We start from the raw sequence: 19,770 nt of genomic DNA on the forward strand, positions 1-19,770 counted from the left end.
TAGCATATTATTGGAAGTAAAATACTTTATTACTATTAAATATATAGGTTTTTAAAAAGTAAGAAAGATAAAGATAGGGTACTCAGGAGGATCATAGCGTTTGTATGCGGCAGTGTCGAAAGCGATCCAAGGATAAAGTAATGTTTTGAAAGCTAGGGTGCAGTTATAAAAAAAGCTGCTTCGATACATATATGAAATGTGACCTGATCAGCCGATACTTTGTAATAAGTATCTTACTTCAGGTTTAAATTAGGTTCAGGTTCTGGCAGCTTTTTTAAGCATGCAAAAAAGACCCGATACCGAAGTATCGAGTCCCAGTTGTTTAAAACTAGTTGATGAAGTTAGCAGTACTCAAGAAACGTTTCAACATCGTTGCAGATTGTGCACGAGTTGCTTTGCTTGCAGAACCGATTGTATCATCAGTCAAGCCATTGATAATACCAGCGTTAACTGCAGCAGCGATTTCCTTTTGAGCCCATACAATTTTGTTGGAATCTTTGAACTTGCTCAAAACGGATTGTGGATCAGATACATTAGTGCTGATGCTAGCATAGTCCATCGCGCGAATAACCATAGCTGCTAACTCTTCACGAGTAATTTGAGCATCAGGACGGAATGTGTTGTCTTCGTATCCATTAATAATGCCTGCATAAGTAGCTGTTGCTACCGTGCTTGCATACCAAGCATCCGATTTCACATCTGTAAATGTGCTAGCAGGTGCAGCAGGTGTCAAACCAAGGGAACGAACAGCTAATGCTGCAAATTCAGCACGAGTGATGTTACGTTCTGGTTCGAAAGTTGTATCTGTGGAGCCTTCTACAACAAGCTTGTTAGCAAGAAGCTCAACATCAGCTTTGGACCAGTGGGAAGCAACGTCAGCAAAACTTTTGTTGTTTTCAACAACAGTGTAAATACTGTTACCATTACGTTTAATAGTAGCAACATTTTTACCATCAACTGTAGAGAATGTTGCAGGAACAAAGCTTACTTTTTTCGTTGTTTCGTTGTACAAAACACCTGTTGTTTTGGAAGCATCAACAGCCTTGGAAGTATTAACTGAACGGGAAACATACGTTTTACCAAAGTCAACCGAAGTTGTTTTGCCATCTTTGCCAACAGCCGTTACATTAAAGTCAACAGCATCAGCCAATTGCGTACCGCCAACAGCTGCAGCAGCTGCTTTAACAGCGTCAGATGTAGTGGAATCTACTTTTGCAATAGTAACTTTAATTTTCAAATCTTTAACTTCAATACCCAAAGATTTAGCCAGATCATCCAATTTCAAAACGGAAACCGGCAATACATAAGTACCGAAATCATTAGTAATTGTAATTGTTTTGGATCCATTACTTACCAGAGAAGAAGCAGGAAGCAATGCAATTGTACCGGAAAGTTTTAACGTAACATCGCCAGCTGTCAATGCGTTAGTTAAAGTATAGGAGTCAACGGAACCGTCACTTGACACGGAAATTGTCCCGTTGTTGAATGACCCTCCACCACCGCCACTACCGTTACTGCTAGATGATCCACCAGTGTATGTAGATGAAGTGTTATACAAGGTTTGGTAAGCAGATTCAAACACGGATACGTTACCTTGGTAAACTGCAGTGTTTACACTTACAAGATTGTACGCGTTTGATATCGTTTGTGAGAAATTGTAGATATAGTTGCCACCAGAATAAGTCGCTTTAGTTGTAGTGAGTAATACATCGCCGCCTTTGATTCTAACATACACAGCATTACTTACTCCATCAGCATAAACATCTGAATAAACAGTTCCAGTAACAGTCCCATCCTTGTATGTAAGACTACTGAATCCTGCAGTTGCAGCAAAGGCCAATACTGGAACCATGATTGCAATAATAAGCGTCAATGAAAGCATTGCAGATATTTTCTTGATAAATGTACGATTTAACACAGTATTCCTCCTATTTGTTTCTCTGTTTAAGTTGTTTTTCATATTTAAATTCGCCATTCTCGATTCACCTCCCTTCCAGCGAAGATTGTATTATAACAAGGCTTATGCCTTTGTTAAATCGATATTAAATATACTTAAATAAAATTTTAAAATACAATCTATATCTTATCATGGATAGACAGTCTATGGTAGCAAATTGGTAAAAAAGTTACTTCCAAATAATAGGACGTAAGTTACGCTAGAAAGTTGCGTTGACCAACTTATTTATCTCATCACGTTCTTTTGGATCCTTGGCGATCAGTTTGTCATAAAGCGGTTGATCGGTTTTATTTTGCTTTTGCAAGGCGGCTAGATACCATCTGGCTAGTTCACGATTAGCTGCATCTTCAAATTGATCAGTAATATACGTTTTTAAGAAGCTGTCAGATGATGCATATTGCCCGCGAATAAATTCGATTTGACCAAGGTTGAATGCCATATTGCGAGTCACATTAAAAGCACGCCCCTGAACTTGCTCTTTAGGGAGACTCTCCAGTTCCTTCATTTTGCTTAGGACTTTAGCATAGACTTCAAACGAATGGTTCCAGTATTGGACTTTTAAAGCATCATTTCGTTCCATTCTGGCTTTTTCAGATAGAGTCAGATCAAGGGAAATCGTTTTTTCGTACAAGGTAATGTCCCAAGAGAAATTATTAGTTTGGGCATTTGCTATTTCTTGTGCTTTAACATACTGCTCTTTTACTAGATAAGCCTTCATTTCCTGCTCGATTAAATAACGATTGTTTGATTCATCTGTCTTTAATTGGTTGATAAGAGTAAGCATTTGATTATAAAAATTTTCATCTTTTGTCTGTTGGTATGCTTGAAATAATATATCAATTTTATACAAGCTATAATCCGGCTGATTCTTATGAATACTTAATGCTTTATCGAGTGGAATGAATATTTCATTAATCGATTTATTGCTGTTAGCCGTAGCCAATGCATTCTGGAATGAACTATTTGCACTAAGGTTTTGAGCAGATATGAAAAACATGATGATCGATAAAACGAAAAGAGAAGCTGGATAAATTTTATTAATGTAAGTGAGTGCAGGTTTCTTTATCAAACTCGATTTAGGTATTAAAGAGATATGAGAAATCATCGCTCCCAAGCTCAAGAAAACAAGTACTCCTATGAATACATAGCTAAGATCAAAGTCGATTATGCTGTGAATAAGTAGAGATATTGTGACAATATAGAAAATGTGACGATCCTGACCTTGGTCCGAGGACTTGATATGATAACGAATATATAGCCCAAAGACATAAGCAAGAAAACCAATAAGCACTAGAATACCTACAGTTCCCGTCTCCACTAAATATTGCATAAAAAAGTTGTGGGCTTGTCTGCTAACGTACGGATAACTTTGATACTTCTCGTAAAGAGCCGCCCAAGCACCGCCACCTGCACCTAGAATTGGGTAGTCCTCAAAAAGTTTTAGGGCATCCTTGTTAAAAGAATTTCTTTCCAAAACACTGTGCTGAGCAAAATTAATATTTTCGATACGTTGTTTAATGTAGTCTGGTAAAAGATTAGTGGCCCCTGTATTGCCAAAAAGTAAAAATACGCCTAAGGCCCCTATAATTAATGCAGCTGCTGGTAATAAAATGGTTGCAAACTTCATTTTTATCTTGGACTCAGTGAAACTTTCCAGTATAGGAAATACATATTTTTGCAACAGCCATATAACAATTGCAAATCCTGCTGAAACGCCTATTAAGGTCCATAACCCGCCCGCCGCCGTGGTAAGGTTTTGATGCAAGTAAAATTGTTCCCCGACTTCCGTAATCTTGCTTAGGATTAGAAGTGATATCAAGAAAGACACGCCAAGATATATAAACATGAAGATTTGTTTGGATATTTTCATAAAAGGTAATATTAGCAGCAAGACGATAGGTAAAATGACAAGGCCGCCGCGTGATAGTGTTAGGAAAAAAGAAATGATGATAGGTACGCACATAAAGGCATTAATCATAATAACAGCTGGCTTTTTGCTGGAAACCATTAAATAAACAGCGCTTAATAACAAAGCAATGAGAAAAGCAGCGTAAGAGTTGGCATATTGAAAAGTAGAGGTAAGTCGCAATTGGTTTTCTGCTGACATTACAGCGTCGCGATATTCCATTTTGTTAGGGAGGTCTACAAACCAACTTACCATTCTTGCAGCCCATTCCTTATAACCCAACCAATTGATCATTCCAAACCATACGACTGCATAACCGGAACCCATTAAGCTACAAGTTATGATTTGACTGCCTAATTTACTTCTGCACAAGTAAACACCGAGTATAAAGAAGATTGCATATAACATCTGAATATACAGCATGTTAGTCGCGTAGTAATGTGATGCCTCGGAAACTTTCGCAAGTAAGTATGTGAATGGAAGCAGCCAAACCAATAAAGTAAGAATATCCCGATGATCTTTCAGCTTCCAGTTGTAGAATAAATACAAGGATGCAATGAGCAGTACAATGAAACCCCACACTAAGGAAGTATAAATAGAACGTTCAAAATCAAAGGTATTGCCGTTAAACAATGCTTTTTGAAAAGGTGCCCAAAATAAAAAAAATACAACAAAAGCAGAAAGCAGCCAAAACAGGATCGATTTTTTTTCCTCAATCTCTATAGCCTTTTTATTCATTAGAGTGCTCCTTTTGATGAATAGCCATTTGGATATATTTCAGGATTTCTTCTTTAAAACGGGTCTCATTAAATCCATGGGCATGCTTCCGAATAACTGAAGAGTCAAAAGCTATGGATTCAAACTTACGTACAGCCTCTATAATACTGTCAGCTGTTGATTCATAGAAAAATACTCCAGTCTCATTTTCAACTACAGTTTCCAAAGCGCCGCCTTTACCAAAGGCAATAACAGGTCTTCCACTCGATTGTGCTTCTAAAGGGGTGATGCCAAAATCTTCTTCACCAGCTAAAATGAATCCTTTGCACTTGGAGTAATATTCTACGATGACTTCATCGGGCTGTCTTCCCATAAATGTAATGGTATCTCCGGCTAAGGATTCCAATCGTTTTCGGTCATAACCATCTCCAATAATAACTAATGGTTTTTTTAGTTTATTAAAAGCCTCAATGGCAATATCTATTCTTTTGTAGGGAATCATTCTGGATACAATTAAGAAGAATTCTTCAGTGTTCTCTGCTTGTTTAAAATTATCATAGCTGACAGGCGGATAAATAACATCAGATTCACGTCCATAATACTTGGCAATCCTTCTGGAAATACTTTTAGAATCAGCGATAAAATGGTCAACACGCTGAGCAGTTATTAAATCCCACATCCGAATTTTGTGAAGGACAAAAGGAAGCAGTGTACGAAATATCGGGTTCGTCACGTCTTCTTGGATATATTGGTGGTACAGATCCCAAACATATCTCATTGGTGTATAGCAATAACAGATATGAATTTGATTAGGGTTTGTAATTACTCCCTTAGCGAAGGCACTTGAGCTGCTCAATATAACATCGTATTCCCTTAAATCAAATTGTTCGACAGCAGTCGGAAATAGGGACAGCATTTTCTTATAGTGTTTTTTGGAAAAGGGTATCGAATGGATATACGAATTACGAATATCAACCTGAGCAAATCGTGCTGGCATTTTGGATAAATCGGTAAGCATCGTATAAACAGGAGCATTAGGGAATAAATCCAGGAAGCATTCAAGGACCCGTTCTGCGCCTCCATATTGGTTCAGATAATCATGTACAATGGCGATTTTCATTTTGAGCCACCTAATACCTTTTGATATATTTGTTTGGTTTCTATCGCAGTCTGTTTCCAGGTAAATTGCTTAGAGCGTTCCAGACCCAGTTTTGAATATAATTCTCTCTTTGCGGAATTTGAGACTATTTGGTGAATTTCTTCAGCCCATGCGGAGTGATCATGTGGGTCGATAAGTAAACCTGCTTCTCCGACAATTTCAGGAAGCGATGAAATATTCGATGCAATAACAGGCGTACCGCATTGCATGGCCTCAAGGAGAGGAAGGCCAAATCCTTCATACACAGATGGCATAACAAATACCGTAGCTGCACTGTATATAGCGGGCAAATCCTCATCTTCAATAAATCCAGTGAAAACCACTTCATCTTCTAGTTTGTTTTCTCGTACCCAATCAAATATAGGATTGAACTTCCAGCCTTTAGCTCCGACAATTACCAATTTTTCCGGACAGTCATATTTCCTTTTCAGTAGCAAGTAAGATTGAAGCAAACCCAGTAAGTTTTTCCTTGGTTCCAAAGTTCCCACGAATAGAATGTACTTATCAGGAATTTGGTATTTGCTTAGAACAGGTGCTGAGTTCGAAACAAATCTGAAGTTCTCATCAGCGGCAAGATGAACCACATCAATTTTCTCTTCAGCTATGTTTAGTAAATTAATAATATCAAGTTTACTTTGCCAGGAATCGGTTATAATGTGGTCACATTTTTCAGCGCTGTATGGGACCCACTGGCTATGATGGTTCAAGATTTTTTTGGTAGTAAAGTCCGGATAGTGCATATACGACAAATCATGAATCGTGATTATACTTTTGCCCTTTAGCGTAGGCATATGTGTAAAGTTAGTACCATGAAAAATATCTGCTTTCGATTTTTTCATCATATCATAAGGCATATTATAAAGGAAATTAGGTCTACATAGCCTGCGTATTACTTTATAAGGATATATATTATTGACCAAATCAAGATGAAAATCACGTTCGAAAGACAAAACGTGATTTTCGCGAATACTTTTTGCTATTCGGTTAAAAGCTAAGTACAGATTGACATCTGATTCAATTGACAGCTGCTTAACCAAGCATTCGACATATCGAGGAATTCCAGACCGTGGTCCAAGTAGAGGCTGACCGTCTATATATACATTCAATATTAATAAGCTCCTTCACCCTTCAATACAACAGGGAGTGTTTTTAATAATATTTTGATATCAAAGGCGATACTCCAGTTTTCAATATAATAAATATCAAGATTCATCCATTGTTGAAAGGATAAATCGCTTCGTCCGCTTACTTGCCATAATCCTGTGATACCAGGGAGTACTTCCAGCCTTCTCCATTCCCAATCGCCATATCGTTCAACTTCATATGGTAATGGAGGTCTCGGACCGACCAAACTCATATTTCCTAATAGAACATTAAACAACTGTGGGAGCTCATCAATGGAGTATTTACGTATAAAACGTCCTACTTTAGTGATTCGAGGATCTTCTTTCATTTTGAAAGCAATGCCATCTACTTCGTTTTGGTTTTGAATCTGTTTTAGTAAGGAGTCCGCATTCGTTACCATGGATCTAAATTTAAGCATATAGAACCGTTTTCCATTTTTTCCGATTCTTTGCTGTTTATAAATGATGCTTCCTTTGGAATCGATCTTAATGGCAATTGCAGTAATCACAAACACAGGGAGTATAATGAGTATTAACAGAGAAGAAGCGATGATATCAATGATTCTCTTAAATGCGAGTCCCACACCTCTCATAGGCGTTTTAACTAATGTAACAACTGGTAATGAATTAATATTTCCAATTTGAACTGTGCTCATGACCAAGTTATATAAATCAGGTACAATTTTAATATTGATATCCAGTTTTCTAAGATCCGTAATGAGTTTATTAACTAAATCCCTTTCAGATGGAATCGTAATTATGATTTCTTCAACAAGGTGTTTCTTTAATAGATCATTTAATTGAGCTATAGGACCTAAGTATTTATGATCCTCAAAGTCTTCAACTTCGTGATCATCAACAAAACCAATGATTTTATAGCCGAGATATTGATAATTGGTCAATTCCTGCATTAAAGATTTGCCGAATTTCCCAGCTCCAACAATGACAACATTTTTGCTCACAACGCCTTGTTTTGCTAAACGGATGTATGCAACACGTTTCAATCCCCTAACAATTCCTGAAGATACAATGGCCATTAGCCAATATAATACAATAACTAATCTCGAAAAGTCCGTTAATTTCAGTAAAAAACTTACCCCAATTGTGATAAGGATAGCAAATGAATAAGCCTTGATCATCTTGTATAATTCATCTGCAAGGCCTGAGCTAGATCTAAAGTTGTATAGTTTGTAACGATAAATGAAGACGATATAAGTCATTGAAGAGATAAGGAAAAAGACCATATACTTTACGAATCGGGGTGAGTGTATATCCCATAGAGTAATGTTACTTTCAAATTCTTGAGAAATTCTGTACTCGTAGAGATAAAAGAATACTAATATGATCGCAATAACTTCAAGCAACAAGAAAAATGCTGCTAAAATGCTTGAATAATTTTTTTTTATGGCAAGTTGTTTATTCATTTCTAACGTTGGCTTAAAATGCTCTTTTTTGGATTTTGATGTCGCATACTGGTAATTCACTATAAATAACCTCCGGAAATTCGACGTTCTAAATGTTAATTTTATTATTAATAGATTAGGGAATGCAACAAATGTTATTACCAATTATATAAACTAGCCAATTTCCTATTAGCTTGGTAACATATACGTAACTATTATATACTAGCCATGAACCTTTATGGAAACAAATAATTCCATAAACATTGCTTTGTCGTAAATTGGTACGTTATAATATTGTAGTTATAGAAATACGACCCGCTTTATGTCGATAACTGGAGGGGAAGATATGACCATCACCGCAGTGATTATGGCTGGGGGGAAGGGTGAACGATTCTGGCCCAAAAGCCGAACGAATTTGCCAAAGCAATTCTTGAATATTTCAGGTAACAAATCTATGATTCAGCAAACAATTTCTAGACTTGAGAAACTGATAGATATTTCTCAAATTTTTATTGTGACCAATGAACTCTACGCGGAATTAATGCATGTGCAGTTACCTACTTTACCATTGGAAAATATTATAATCGAGCCTATAGGTAGAAACACAGCTCCATGTGTAGGATTAGCTTCCTTGATCATAGAAGAAAAGTTTCCAAATAGCACGATGGTGGTGCTTCCTTCTGATCATATTATTGAGAATGAGGAAGGATTTATTAAAATTCTACAAACAGCAGTTGAGGTTTCTCAGGATGATAGCAGTATGGTAACGCTCGGTATCAAACCGACTTATCCAGAAACAGGCTATGGATATATTGAGAGCACCAGTGAAATGGAAATGATTAATGACCTAGAAGTATATAAGGTGAATAAATTTGTGGAAAAGCCAGACTTGAGCACTGCCCAAAGTTACCTAGCTACGGAAAGTTTTTTTTGGAACAGCGGAATCTTCATTTGGAAGACGTCAGTTATACGTAAATATATTCAAGAGCTTATGCCAGACATGCATGATATCTTGGAAACCATGAAAAAGGCTTTCACAACATCTAATCGTAATGATGTGATTCGAGCCGAGTTTCCCAAAATGCCTGATCAGTCGATTGACTATGGTATTATGGAAAAGGTTGACAATATTTATGTGATTCCATGTATATTTGGATGGGATGATGTTGGTAGTTGGACAGCTCTTGATCGAATCAACGAACGCGATGAGAATGGGAATGTCATTAAAGGAAATATACTTAATTTGGATACAAAACGTTGTATTATTGAGAGTAATGGCAAATTGATAGCTACGCTAGGAATAGAAGATTTGATTATAGTAGATACTGAAGATGTAACGTTAATTTGCACCAAAGAGAAAGCGCAAGAAGTTAAACTATTATTGAAAGAGCTAAGAATGCAAAAGTTGGATAAATATTTATAACGAACTCAATTCTTAATCTACGAATATATTAAAGGGGATATTATTACATGACAAAGTCGGCGCTAATTACTGGAATTACAGGTCAAGATGGTTCATATTTAGCTGAATTATTACTCTCCAAGGGATACAAAGTATATGGGTTACGTAGAAGAACTAGTGTACCTATTATGGAAAATATTGAACATATCAAAAATGAAATTGAATTTATTGAAGGAGATCTATTGGATCAAGGGTCATTAATTCAAGCGACACGTGTTTCCAATCCTGATGAAGTATATAACCTTGCTGCCCAGTCGTTTGTGGGGACCTCATGGCTTCAACCTGTGCTTACGGGGCAATCAACAGGAATTGGTGTTACCAATGTACTAGAAGCTGTGAGACTAATTAAACCGGAAGCCAAGTTCTATCAGGCATCAAGCAGTGAAATGTTTGGTAAGGTTGTAGAAACTCCTCAAAAGGAAACAACACCTTTTTACCCGAGAAGTCCCTATGGTGTCGCCAAAGTGTATGGTCACTGGATTACGGTTAATTATCGTGAGAGCTTCGATATGTTTGCTTGTTCCGGTATTTTGTTTAACCATGAATCACCACGCCGCGGCGTTGAGTTTGTAACTCGCAAGGTTACGGATGCTGCAGCTCGGATTAAATTGGGACTGCAAAAAGAATTGCGTATGGGGAATTTGGATGCAAAGCGAGACTGGGGATTTGCTGGAGATTATGTGAAAGCAATGTATTTGATGCTGCAACAGAATCAACCTGATGATTATGTTATATCAACTGGGGAACTTCATACGGTAGAGGAATTGGTTGAGATTGCATTTGGGCATGTAGGATTAAATTGGAGAGATTATGTCGTAGTCGATCCGAAATTCGTAAGACCGGCAGAGGTCGATCTTTTGTTAGGTGATTGTACGAAAGCTAAGAGTAAGCTTGGCTGGGAATTGGAAGTAGGATTCGAGCAATTAATCACAATGATGGTTGAAAGTGATTTGAAGAAACTGCAACGATAAAACAGTTTAATAAAAGGCGGTTTGTTTCATGAGAGCTTTAATCACAGGGATTAATGGATTTGTAGGTCAACATTTGACTACTAATCTAATAAATAATGGTTACGAGGTTTGGGGGAGTACACGTCAAAGCCCCCCCAAACATAGTACAAGTATTAACAATGTACACTTTGATTTTTCTAATAAAAATATGATTGTAAATATTTTAGAAAATATAAAGCCGGATGTCATTTTTCATTTATCTGGTCAAAGCTCTGTCAAATATTCTTGGGATCATATTGATGAGACCTTTCAATCTAATGTTATGGATAGCATTGGATTGTTAGAAGCCATAAAGTGTTCATCCTTAAAAGAAAATGTAAAAATTATATCTGCGGGATCATCAGAAGAATATGGATTGATACACGAATTACCAATCATCGAAGAAGCTATTGCTAATCCTTTAAATCCTTATGGAGTCTCAAAACTTTCTGTAAGTAAATTGGCTCCGATGTATTACAATCTTCACGGATTGAATATTATTCATGCAAGAGCTTTTAATCATATAGGGCCTGGACAAATGCTGGGTTTTGTTACTAGTGATTTTGCTAAACAAGTAGTAGATATTGAATTAGGTAAAGCTGAGCCTGTTTTGTATGTCGGGGATTTGAGTAGTAAACGTGATTTTACTGATGTACGAGATATAGTGGAAGCATATCGTTTATTGTGTGAAAAGGGTGCTTCGGGGCAAGTATACAATGTTTGCTCCAACGTCTCAATTTCGATCGAAAAGATTCTAAATATATTAGTATCTTTTTCATCAAAATCGATTGAAGTTATTATAGATGAAGCAAAGTTAAGGCCTAATAATGTTATTGAATATTATGGTTCAAACGAAAAACTATATCAAGCAACTGAGTGGAAACCTTCCATATCGTTAGAAACAAGCTTAAAAGATATATTTCAGTTTTGGAAGCAGAATAGATTGGTGGTAAAGAAATAAATGTTGAATAACATTAAAGAGACAATCCATTATAGACAGATGCTGATTAGTATTGTTCGAAGAGATTTACGTTCTCGATATAAAGGGTCTTTTCTAGGGTTTTTATGGACATTTATTAATCCATTATTGCAATTAATGGTTTATTCAATTGTATTTCCTTACTTATTAAAAGTTCAGCAAGATAATTATCCGATGTTTTTATTTATTGCCTTGTTACCATGGATTTTCTTTACTTCTTCTGTTCAAGGGGCTACTACGAGTATAGTGGTTGGAGCAAATCTTGTAAAAAAAATATATTTCCCTCGAATAATTCTTCCTCTTTCTGTTGTATGTACTAATTTAATGAATTATGTATATTGTTTAATTATCGTTTTTGCTGCTTTATTATTGACTGGTGTTCATTTAACTTTCAACGTTTTTTGGTTTCCAATAGTGTTATTAATAGAGTTTATATTTATATTAGGATTATCATTGATTTTATCTGCGTTATATGTAAAGTTCAGAGATTTAGAGCATATTGTGGGAGTTGTTACGTTTGTTTGGTTCTACTTAACTCCTATTGTATTTCCTATAGAAGTGTTTTCTGGAAAACTAATTGAAATTATACGATACAATCCTATGGTTCCTATAATTGATTCATTTAGAAATGTTTTACTTTTTGGGAAGCAGCCTGATTGGAGTTCATTAGGATATGCATTAATAGTAGGAGTGGTATTATTGATAATCGGATTGTTAGTGTTTAAAAAAAGTGAGAAGACATTTGCGGAGGATCTATAATAATGGATGATCAAACTGCAATATCAATACAAAATATTAGTAAATCATTTAAAATTTATCGTGATAAAGCATATTCGTTGAAAGAAAAATTATTGAAATTACGAAGCAATGAATACGACGATTTTTTTGCTCTACAGGATGTAAGTTTAAATATCAAAAAGGGTGAAACGATTGGATTAATTGGCCACAATGGCTGTGGAAAAAGTACATTGTTAAAATTGATTACCAAAATTTTATACCCAGACAGTGGTCAAATTAATGTGAATGGTAGAATATCAAGTCTCATAGAATTAGGGGCAGGCTTCCATCCTGATTTTACAGGAAGGGAAAATATTTATATTAACGCATCTATATTTGGGCTTTCTAGAAAAGAGATTAATGGAAAGATTGACGAGATTATTCAATTTTCTGAGCTAGGAAATTTTATTGAGAATCCGGTCAGAACTTATTCTTCTGGGATGTATATGCGATTAGCTTTTTCAGTTGCGATTAATGTTAATCCTGAAATTCTTTTAATAGATGAAATTTTGTCGGTAGGAGATGCAAGTTTTCAAAAAAAATGTTTTGACAAAATTGAAGGTTTTAAATTAAATGGAGCTACTATAGTAATTGTTGCCCATGATTTGGGAACGATAGAAAAAATCTGCGATAGAGTTGTTTGGTTAAATGAAGGTAGAATTGTAGAACAAGGCGATGCTGACAGAGTAGTAAACTTATATACACAACATATGCACAGAAAATTTGTTGACCAAAAACAGCAAGAATATAGCAGTGCTGTTGATAATGAAGAGAAAGATAAAACTCAAATTGTAGAATCAGAGGTCCAATTTGAAGACAGACCAGAGGTCTCGCAAGAAAAAATACAATTCAATGAAGATTTAAGGTGGGGTTCGAAAGAAGTTCTAATAACTGAAGCTAGAATCATCAATGCTAAGGGGGAATCTACCAATATTATTTCTGCAGGTGAACCTATGTTAATTGAAATAGATTATAAATTAATAAAACCTCAAAAGGAATATATATTTGGTGTTGGAATATTTACTACTGATAAAGTACTAATATATGGTTGTAATACACAGATTGACAAAATAAAGTTAGAGACAATAAATCAAAATGGAACTGTTAGTTTCAAGGTCGATAAATGTAATATTCTATCAGGAAATTACAAACTAAATGTTGCAATTGTTGATGGTGATCACAGGGCATTAGATTTCATAAAGTTTTATATGGACTTCACAGTTGTTTCAAGCGACAAAGCAGTAGGTGTTTTTTCAGTTGAACATAGTTGGAAAATTGAATAATAAATTGGTTTTTTCGGATACAAGGAAAGTAGGTGTGGAGAATTGAATGAACAATTTCAAAGTATAGAACACGAAGTAATTTTCAATAAATTAGTGAAAGGTTTGCAGGATGATGAGCGTTTTTCAATATTACAAAACGATGATCCTCTTAATTCGAATCAGTATTCGTTAGAGATTGATCGTTTACTAGATACGTTACTAAAAACAAGAGAAAACCATGCTAGGAGGTTTTTACATTCCCATCGTAAAGTAATAGGACCATTCATTGTTTTTGGAAAGAAAGTCATTAGGAAGCTATTAAAATGGTATATCGATCCTGTAATGATACAACAAACTCAATTTAATAATGCTGCTACTTCAACATTTGGCAAATTAACAGAGCTAGTGTACGGTCAAGAATCAAAGATTGAAAATTACCAAAAAAAGCAAGATGAACTGATCACGCAGATTTCTCACAATAAAGAACAGTACAAAGATTTAGTCACACAAATTAGTCTTATTGAAGAACAATATAATTATAATTTGAAAACTTTAGAAAGTAAATTTGAAGAAACAATATTTTCATTAGAAAATAAAATTACCTTACAAGAGGAATACTTTAATAGAAGCAGCTTGATTATAGATAAGATGGAAAAACTGGATGTTTTTAAAGGTGATACTGAAACTTTCTTTGAAAAAAATACTTATGCTCAATCAGGGGAAGATAGTATTGCAGCTTATATTTTACACGTATTAGGAATTCCTTATGAGGAAATCGTTTATGTAGATCTTGGTGCAAACCATGCAAGAGAACTTAGTAATACGTACTTCTTTTATAGTAAAGGTGCAAAAGGAGTACTGGTAGAAGCAAATTCAGCTCTCATCCCAGAACTTCAATTTTATCGTCATAGAGATACTATATTAAATAAATGTGTTGATGTAGTGACGGGTAATAAAATTGATTTCTACGTATTGAATGGAGATGGATTGAGCACAAGTGATTACGAAGAAGCTCAAAGATTTTGCGAGATAAATCCTAGCCTTGAAATTATTCGTAAAAATGTTGTAGAAACTATTTCGTATAACAGGATAGTAGAAGATTACCTCGGTAAATCACCTACTATCTTATCGATTGATATCGAAGGAAAAGATATGGATATATTGCAGTCGATCGATTTTGAAAATCATCGACCTCTTATTATTATAACAGAAATGATTAGCTATGATATAAAATTAAACTACACAACAAAGAATACGGAAGTTTCTGAATTTTTAAAAAATAGAGATTATAATGAATATGCTTTTACAGGAATCAATTCAATATTTTTAGATGCAAGGTACGAAAGGAAAACAAATAATGATGAACATAGCAATTGATGTGTTAGCAATACTGGGTCCTGATTCTAAAAATAGAGGAATAGGTAATTATTGTACAAGTCAGTTGAAGAAAATGTTTGAGCTTGACAAAGAAAATAAATATTTTCTGATAAATTTTTATGAAGATATAAGTCTAAAAGACATATTAGATTATTCTGACAATGTTAGTGAACATTATTTTTATTTAGGAAAAGATGGATTTTTAGGAAGAGAGAAAGCTTTTAATGAAGTTTTAGGGGATCTAGTAAAAAAAATTATTAAGACACACAATATTGATGTTTTTTACTTCACCTCTCCATTCGATAGTCGGGTTTCATATAATATGAAATGGTTTGAGGAAGTTTATACACTAGCAACGTTATACGACATTATTCCTTATTTATTTAAAGAAAGATATCTCGGCGATAAAATTACGCGGAATCAATATATGGGTCATATTGACAATTTGTTGAGCATTAATAAAGTATTGGCAATTTCACAAAGTGCGAAGGATGATGTTGTTCAACAGTTCAAAATTGATCCTGAACATGTTGATGTTATTTACGCTGGAACGGATGAGTGGTTTAAAGACATTGACATCACATATGAAGACGAAAATAAATTGAAGAGTATTTATAATATACAAAATCAGTATATAATGTGTACTGGTGGCGATGATGACCGAAAAAATATAGCAAGCTTAATTATAGCATATTCAAAAATGCCAAGACATTTAATTGAAAAATATCAACTGGTCGTTGCATGTAAATTGGGCAAAGAGTCAGAGGAGCGTTATTATAGTATTGCAAATAAACATAACATAAGAGATAGAGTAATACTTACTAATTTTGTGCCATTAGATCATCTTATCAAGTTATATAATCTCGCTCATATTGTGGCATTTCCTTCTCAATATGAAGGGTTCGGCTTGCCAATAGTAGAAGCTATGGCATGTGGTACGCCAATCCTAACTTCTAATAATTCAAGCTTGGGTGAAATAGCTTCTGGAGCTGCAGTATTAGTTGATCCTTTTGATATCAATGATATAACTCGAGGATTAGTTGAGATTCTAGAAAACACCGATTTGAACTTTTTGAAAGTAAAAGGAAAAGAACGTGTTAAGCAATTTGATTGGAGAAATGTTGCTCAAACTACTTTGAATGCGTTTAATTCCGTGAGGATTAAAATTGAGAGTGAAAAACATGTGCCTCGTATTGCATTTTTCACCCCATTACCTCCATTAAAATCTGGAATCTCAGATTACAGTGTGGATATATTAAATGAACTCTCAAATTATTTTATCATTGACGTCTTTATAGATGAAAATTATAAACCTGAGTGTAAGCTTGCAGATAATGTAACTGTTTATGGTTGTGGCCAATTTGACATTAAAAGAAATGAATATACTGATGTGATTTATCAAATGGGTAATAGTGAATATCACTCTTATATGATAGATTATATAAAAGATTATCCTGGAACGTTGGTATTACATGATTATAACTTACATGGTTTATTGTATCACTTAGCCTTAAAGAATAGTAATATGGAGAAATACAAGAAGTACTTATATGAGGATTATGATAAGGAAAAAATAAATAAATATATTGATGATTTAAGTTCTAGTAGAATTCATCCGATGATTTATGAGATGTCTTGTAACGGTGTCGTTGCAAATTATGCTAACAAAATTATTGTTCATAGCGATTATGCAAAAAAACTTTTGTTAGAGAAAGACATAAAGAGAAATGTGAAGAAAATTTTTCTTTATGCCGATATTAAAGAAATTATTAATTCTAAAGAAATACGCAGTTGTTTAAATATTAATTCTAACAAAATTGTATTGTCGGCTTTTGGGCATATTCATGAAACTAAAAGAATTATGCCTTTAATGAAAGCTTTCCTTACTTTAAGTAACAAATATGATCAAGTTGTATTATATTTAGTTGGTGAGCCAAGTATCAGTATTGAGAAAGAATTAAAACAATATATAAAAACCAATAATCTTAGTGATAGAGTAATAATTACTGGGTACACAGAATTAAATGTATTTGAAAAATATATTGATGCCTCGGATATTTGTCTAAATTTGCGTTATCCATATAATGGTGAAAGTTCAGCGAGTCTTATGAGAATCTTATCGAAAGGAAAGTGTTCAGTTATTAATGATCTTGGAAGCTTTTCTGAGGTTCCAGACCAATGCTGTGTCAAAATAAAATCTCCTGAATATATGGCAGATTCCGAAGAGGTAGAAACGATTTATAATAAACTTGAAGAATTGGTTTCTAATCCACAATTAATTACTACAATTGGGGCCAATGCAAGAAGATATGCAGAAGATAAGCTTGATATAAAAAAGATAGCTAAAGAATATGCTGATTTTATTACCGAAACTCAGTGTTCTAGTCTTACTGAAGATGTACTTAAGAATATTGATAAGTATATTAGACAAAATAATGTCATCGATCTTGAAGAGCTAAATGAATTAGCAAAGACATTGTCATACCACAAATTTCATATTTAAAATATTTTTAAGACTTATTATATATCGCTTATTATAAATCGTTAGCGTTTATTTTGCTTTTAATGTACTGACCTAAAGTGAAATATTTAAAGGAGACGTACTGATCAGATGTTAAATAAATTTTTGGGTACTATGAAAAACGAAAGAATTGTATTAAAATGTTTTCTAGTCATAAGTATTTTATTTACATTAATGTACATTTTTAGTTATAAAACGATTATCGATTCTGATGGGGCGACAGCTAATCTTCTTGCAAGAGAACAAATCTACGAAGGTAAATACTTTCCCCAATATTGGTTTTATGCACAAGATATTTGGGTTTTGAGTATAAATAATTTAGTGCTTATAATGAATAGCATAACTAGTGATAATTTGTTGTCGCGGGCTATATCTGTTTTATTGCAGAATATTTTCCTGATAATAGTGGTATATAAAATTTTTAATAAATTCAGGACTAAAAATGGAGTATTAATTGCTTTAATATTAATTTGTTCTGGTATATCAGATTTGTTTTTAGATATGTTTTACGGACAAGCGGCATATTCAAACGTAGTATTATGTATTTTATTAGCTGTACTGTTAGTATTTAATGTTATTGAAAGCAAATTATCCTTTAAAAAACAATTAGTTTATAGTTGTGTAATGATAGTTTTTTCTATTCTAATGAATATGATGGGATTAAGGTATATCTTCTATTGCTTTATTCCGCTGACCATTTCTCTATTGATATATTTGCTTTATGAATACGTTTCACTACCTAAATTCAAGAAAAATATAAGGGGTTATATATTTTCGTTAACATTTATTTTTTTAGCTATTGTTATAGGTTTTTTTATTAATTCGATTATTATGAAACATACTGGTTTTGTAAAAGGTGTTACAAATTTAACATACACAGATTCACAAAATTTATTTAATAGTGTTAAACTATATATACTAGGATTCTTAGAACTTTTTTCTGCACTGCCAAGAGCAGGAACCAGTTTTCTTACTTTAGAGGGCATATTTTCATTTTACAGAATAATAAGTTTGTTTATAATTGTTTTTTGCATACCAGTATTTATGTTGTCAAACTACAAATCTTTATCGAATAAGTATTTAAAAATAACTATTCTATTTTATGTAATATCTTTTGTAATGACTTCTTATGTATTCATCTTTGGTTCGTTTGGAAGTGGTGACGCCTCTTCAAGATATTTTCTCATCATCTTTTTTGTGTCACTAATTATTTTTGGTGCATATTATGATAGTTTTATTCAAAACAAGCCAATTATTATTAGAAGTATTTTTATTATATGCATAGTGCCATTGTTGATATCTTCTTATATAATAAATATTAAATCCTTTTATAGCTTGGACCGAGCAACCAATCAAATTGTAAAAAAAGATCATAGATTAGAGGCTGTCAAGAATTTTTTACAAAATAAAAATTTACATTTTGGATATGCAACTTATTGGAACGCTGGTGCTTTAACGCTTTTATCTAACTATAAATTAGAAGTTCCTGCTATTGACTTTGAATCTCTTACTCCGTTCAAATGGTTAACATCCCAACGATGGTATCAAAATGATTATCATACAGGCGAAACTTTTTTGCTTTTGCTTGATAATGAAAGAAATAATGTTAATAGGGATAAATTAAATAGCTATCTAGGCGAACCAATAAAGGTATATAAAGAAAATAATTTTGATGTTTTAGTATATAATTTTAATATTTCATTAAAACTACCGGGATGGCCTATGGTGAGAGGAACAAAACAGATTATAAAAGCCCGAGATTTACCATCTTTAACTGGTACTCTTCAAGAGAATACTCGTATTGCAACTGAAGGTTTTGATAAACCGGGAGTTCTTACATTTGGGCCTTATACTAATCTTTCACAGGGTAAATATATTTTGAAATTAAACTATACTGCCAATTATATGAGCGATGATAAATCATTATCTAAGTGGGATCTTGGTTTTACAGCTCCTGGTAAATGGGAGGTTATAGATCAAGGCGTCATAGATTCTACAACTGACTCATTAGGACAGATAAGTAGAGAAATTGAAGTGAAGTCTGATAATGCTACATTTGAATTTAGGACTTTCTACGAAGGTAAAGGTAACATTACAATTATCTCAATAGAAGTCGAAAAAATCGAATAATAAACCA

The 19,770-nt window shown here is 33.8% G+C and carries 13 protein-coding genes; 8 read left to right on the forward strand and 5 right to left on the reverse strand.

What is annotated here, in order from left to right; genetic code table 11:
- Window positions 1-328: 328 nt before the first annotated feature.
- The 5 genes from BM210_RS26875 to BM210_RS26895 all read right to left on the reverse strand — a co-directional run bounded on the left by BM210_RS26875 (window position 329) and on the right by BM210_RS26895 (window position 8,347).
- Window positions 329-1,975 carry an S-layer homology domain-containing protein gene (locus BM210_RS26875; RefSeq protein ID WP_091175309.1) on the reverse strand — a complete coding sequence of 549 codons (1,647 nt, stop codon included), beginning with the start codon at window positions 1,973-1,975 and terminating at the stop codon, window positions 329-331.
- Between the two features lie 181 nt (window positions 1,976-2,156).
- Window positions 2,157-4,601: an O-antigen ligase family protein gene (locus tag BM210_RS26880; RefSeq protein WP_091175310.1), complete on the reverse strand. Its 2,445-nt coding sequence runs from the start codon at window positions 4,599-4,601 to the stop codon at window positions 2,157-2,159.
- Window positions 4,594-5,700, reverse strand: coding sequence for a glycosyltransferase (locus BM210_RS26885; protein WP_091175312.1), 1,107 nt, complete (start codon window positions 5,698-5,700; stop codon window positions 4,594-4,596). Before BM210_RS26885 ends, BM210_RS26880 begins: the two co-directional genes overlap by 8 nt.
- Window positions 5,697-6,845 carry a glycosyltransferase family 4 protein gene (locus tag BM210_RS26890; protein ID WP_091175314.1) on the reverse strand — a complete coding sequence of 383 codons (1,149 nt, stop codon included), beginning with the start codon at window positions 6,843-6,845 and terminating at the stop codon, window positions 5,697-5,699. The genes BM210_RS26885 and BM210_RS26890 overlap by 4 nt, the downstream gene beginning before the upstream one ends.
- A gap of 2 nt (window positions 6,846-6,847) precedes the next feature.
- Window positions 6,848-8,347, reverse strand: coding sequence for a sugar transferase (locus BM210_RS26895; RefSeq protein ID WP_256224071.1), 1,500 nt, complete (start codon window positions 8,345-8,347; stop codon window positions 6,848-6,850).
- Window positions 8,348-8,612: 265 nt separating this feature from the next.
- Between BM210_RS26895 and BM210_RS26900 the strand changes: the two genes are divergently transcribed.
- The 8 genes from BM210_RS26900 (at window position 8,613) to BM210_RS26935 (ending at window position 19,763) form a co-directional block, all read left to right on the forward strand.
- Window positions 8,613-9,689, forward strand: a complete 1,077-nt coding sequence (locus BM210_RS26900; RefSeq protein WP_091175316.1) for a mannose-1-phosphate guanylyltransferase — start codon at window positions 8,613-8,615, stop codon at window positions 9,687-9,689.
- Between the two features lie 47 nt (window positions 9,690-9,736).
- Window positions 9,737-10,699, forward strand: a complete 963-nt coding sequence (gene gmd / locus BM210_RS26905) for a GDP-mannose 4,6-dehydratase (RefSeq protein WP_091175318.1) — start codon at window positions 9,737-9,739, stop codon at window positions 10,697-10,699.
- 28 nt (window positions 10,700-10,727) lie between these two features.
- On the forward strand, window positions 10,728-11,678 hold the full coding sequence (locus BM210_RS26910; protein ID WP_091175319.1) for a GDP-mannose 4,6-dehydratase: 951 nt from the start codon (window positions 10,728-10,730) through the stop codon (window positions 11,676-11,678).
- Window positions 11,679-12,455 carry an ABC transporter permease gene (locus BM210_RS26915; protein WP_091175321.1) on the forward strand — a complete coding sequence of 259 codons (777 nt, stop codon included), beginning with the start codon at window positions 11,679-11,681 and terminating at the stop codon, window positions 12,453-12,455.
- Between the two features lie 2 nt (window positions 12,456-12,457).
- Window positions 12,458-13,756, forward strand: a complete 1,299-nt coding sequence (locus BM210_RS26920) for an ABC transporter ATP-binding protein (RefSeq protein ID WP_091175322.1) — start codon at window positions 12,458-12,460, stop codon at window positions 13,754-13,756.
- Window positions 13,757-13,798: 42 nt separating this feature from the next.
- Window positions 13,799-15,112: an FkbM family methyltransferase gene (locus BM210_RS26925; protein ID WP_091175324.1), complete on the forward strand. Its 1,314-nt coding sequence runs from the start codon at window positions 13,799-13,801 to the stop codon at window positions 15,110-15,112.
- On the forward strand, window positions 15,093-17,615 hold the full coding sequence (locus BM210_RS26930) for a glycosyltransferase (protein ID WP_177238024.1): 2,523 nt from the start codon (window positions 15,093-15,095) through the stop codon (window positions 17,613-17,615). The genes BM210_RS26925 and BM210_RS26930 overlap by 20 nt, the downstream gene beginning before the upstream one ends.
- A gap of 108 nt (window positions 17,616-17,723) precedes the next feature.
- A complete protein-coding gene (locus BM210_RS26935) occupies window positions 17,724-19,763 on the forward strand; it encodes a hypothetical protein (protein WP_091175328.1) in 2,040 nt (679 codons plus the stop codon).
- Window positions 19,764-19,770 lie beyond the last annotated feature (7 nt).

Origin of the sequence: Paenibacillus sp. 1_12 (assembly GCF_900114475.1) — a bacterium.
Classification (GTDB): Bacteria; Bacillota; Bacilli; order Paenibacillales; family NBRC-103111; genus Paenibacillus_S.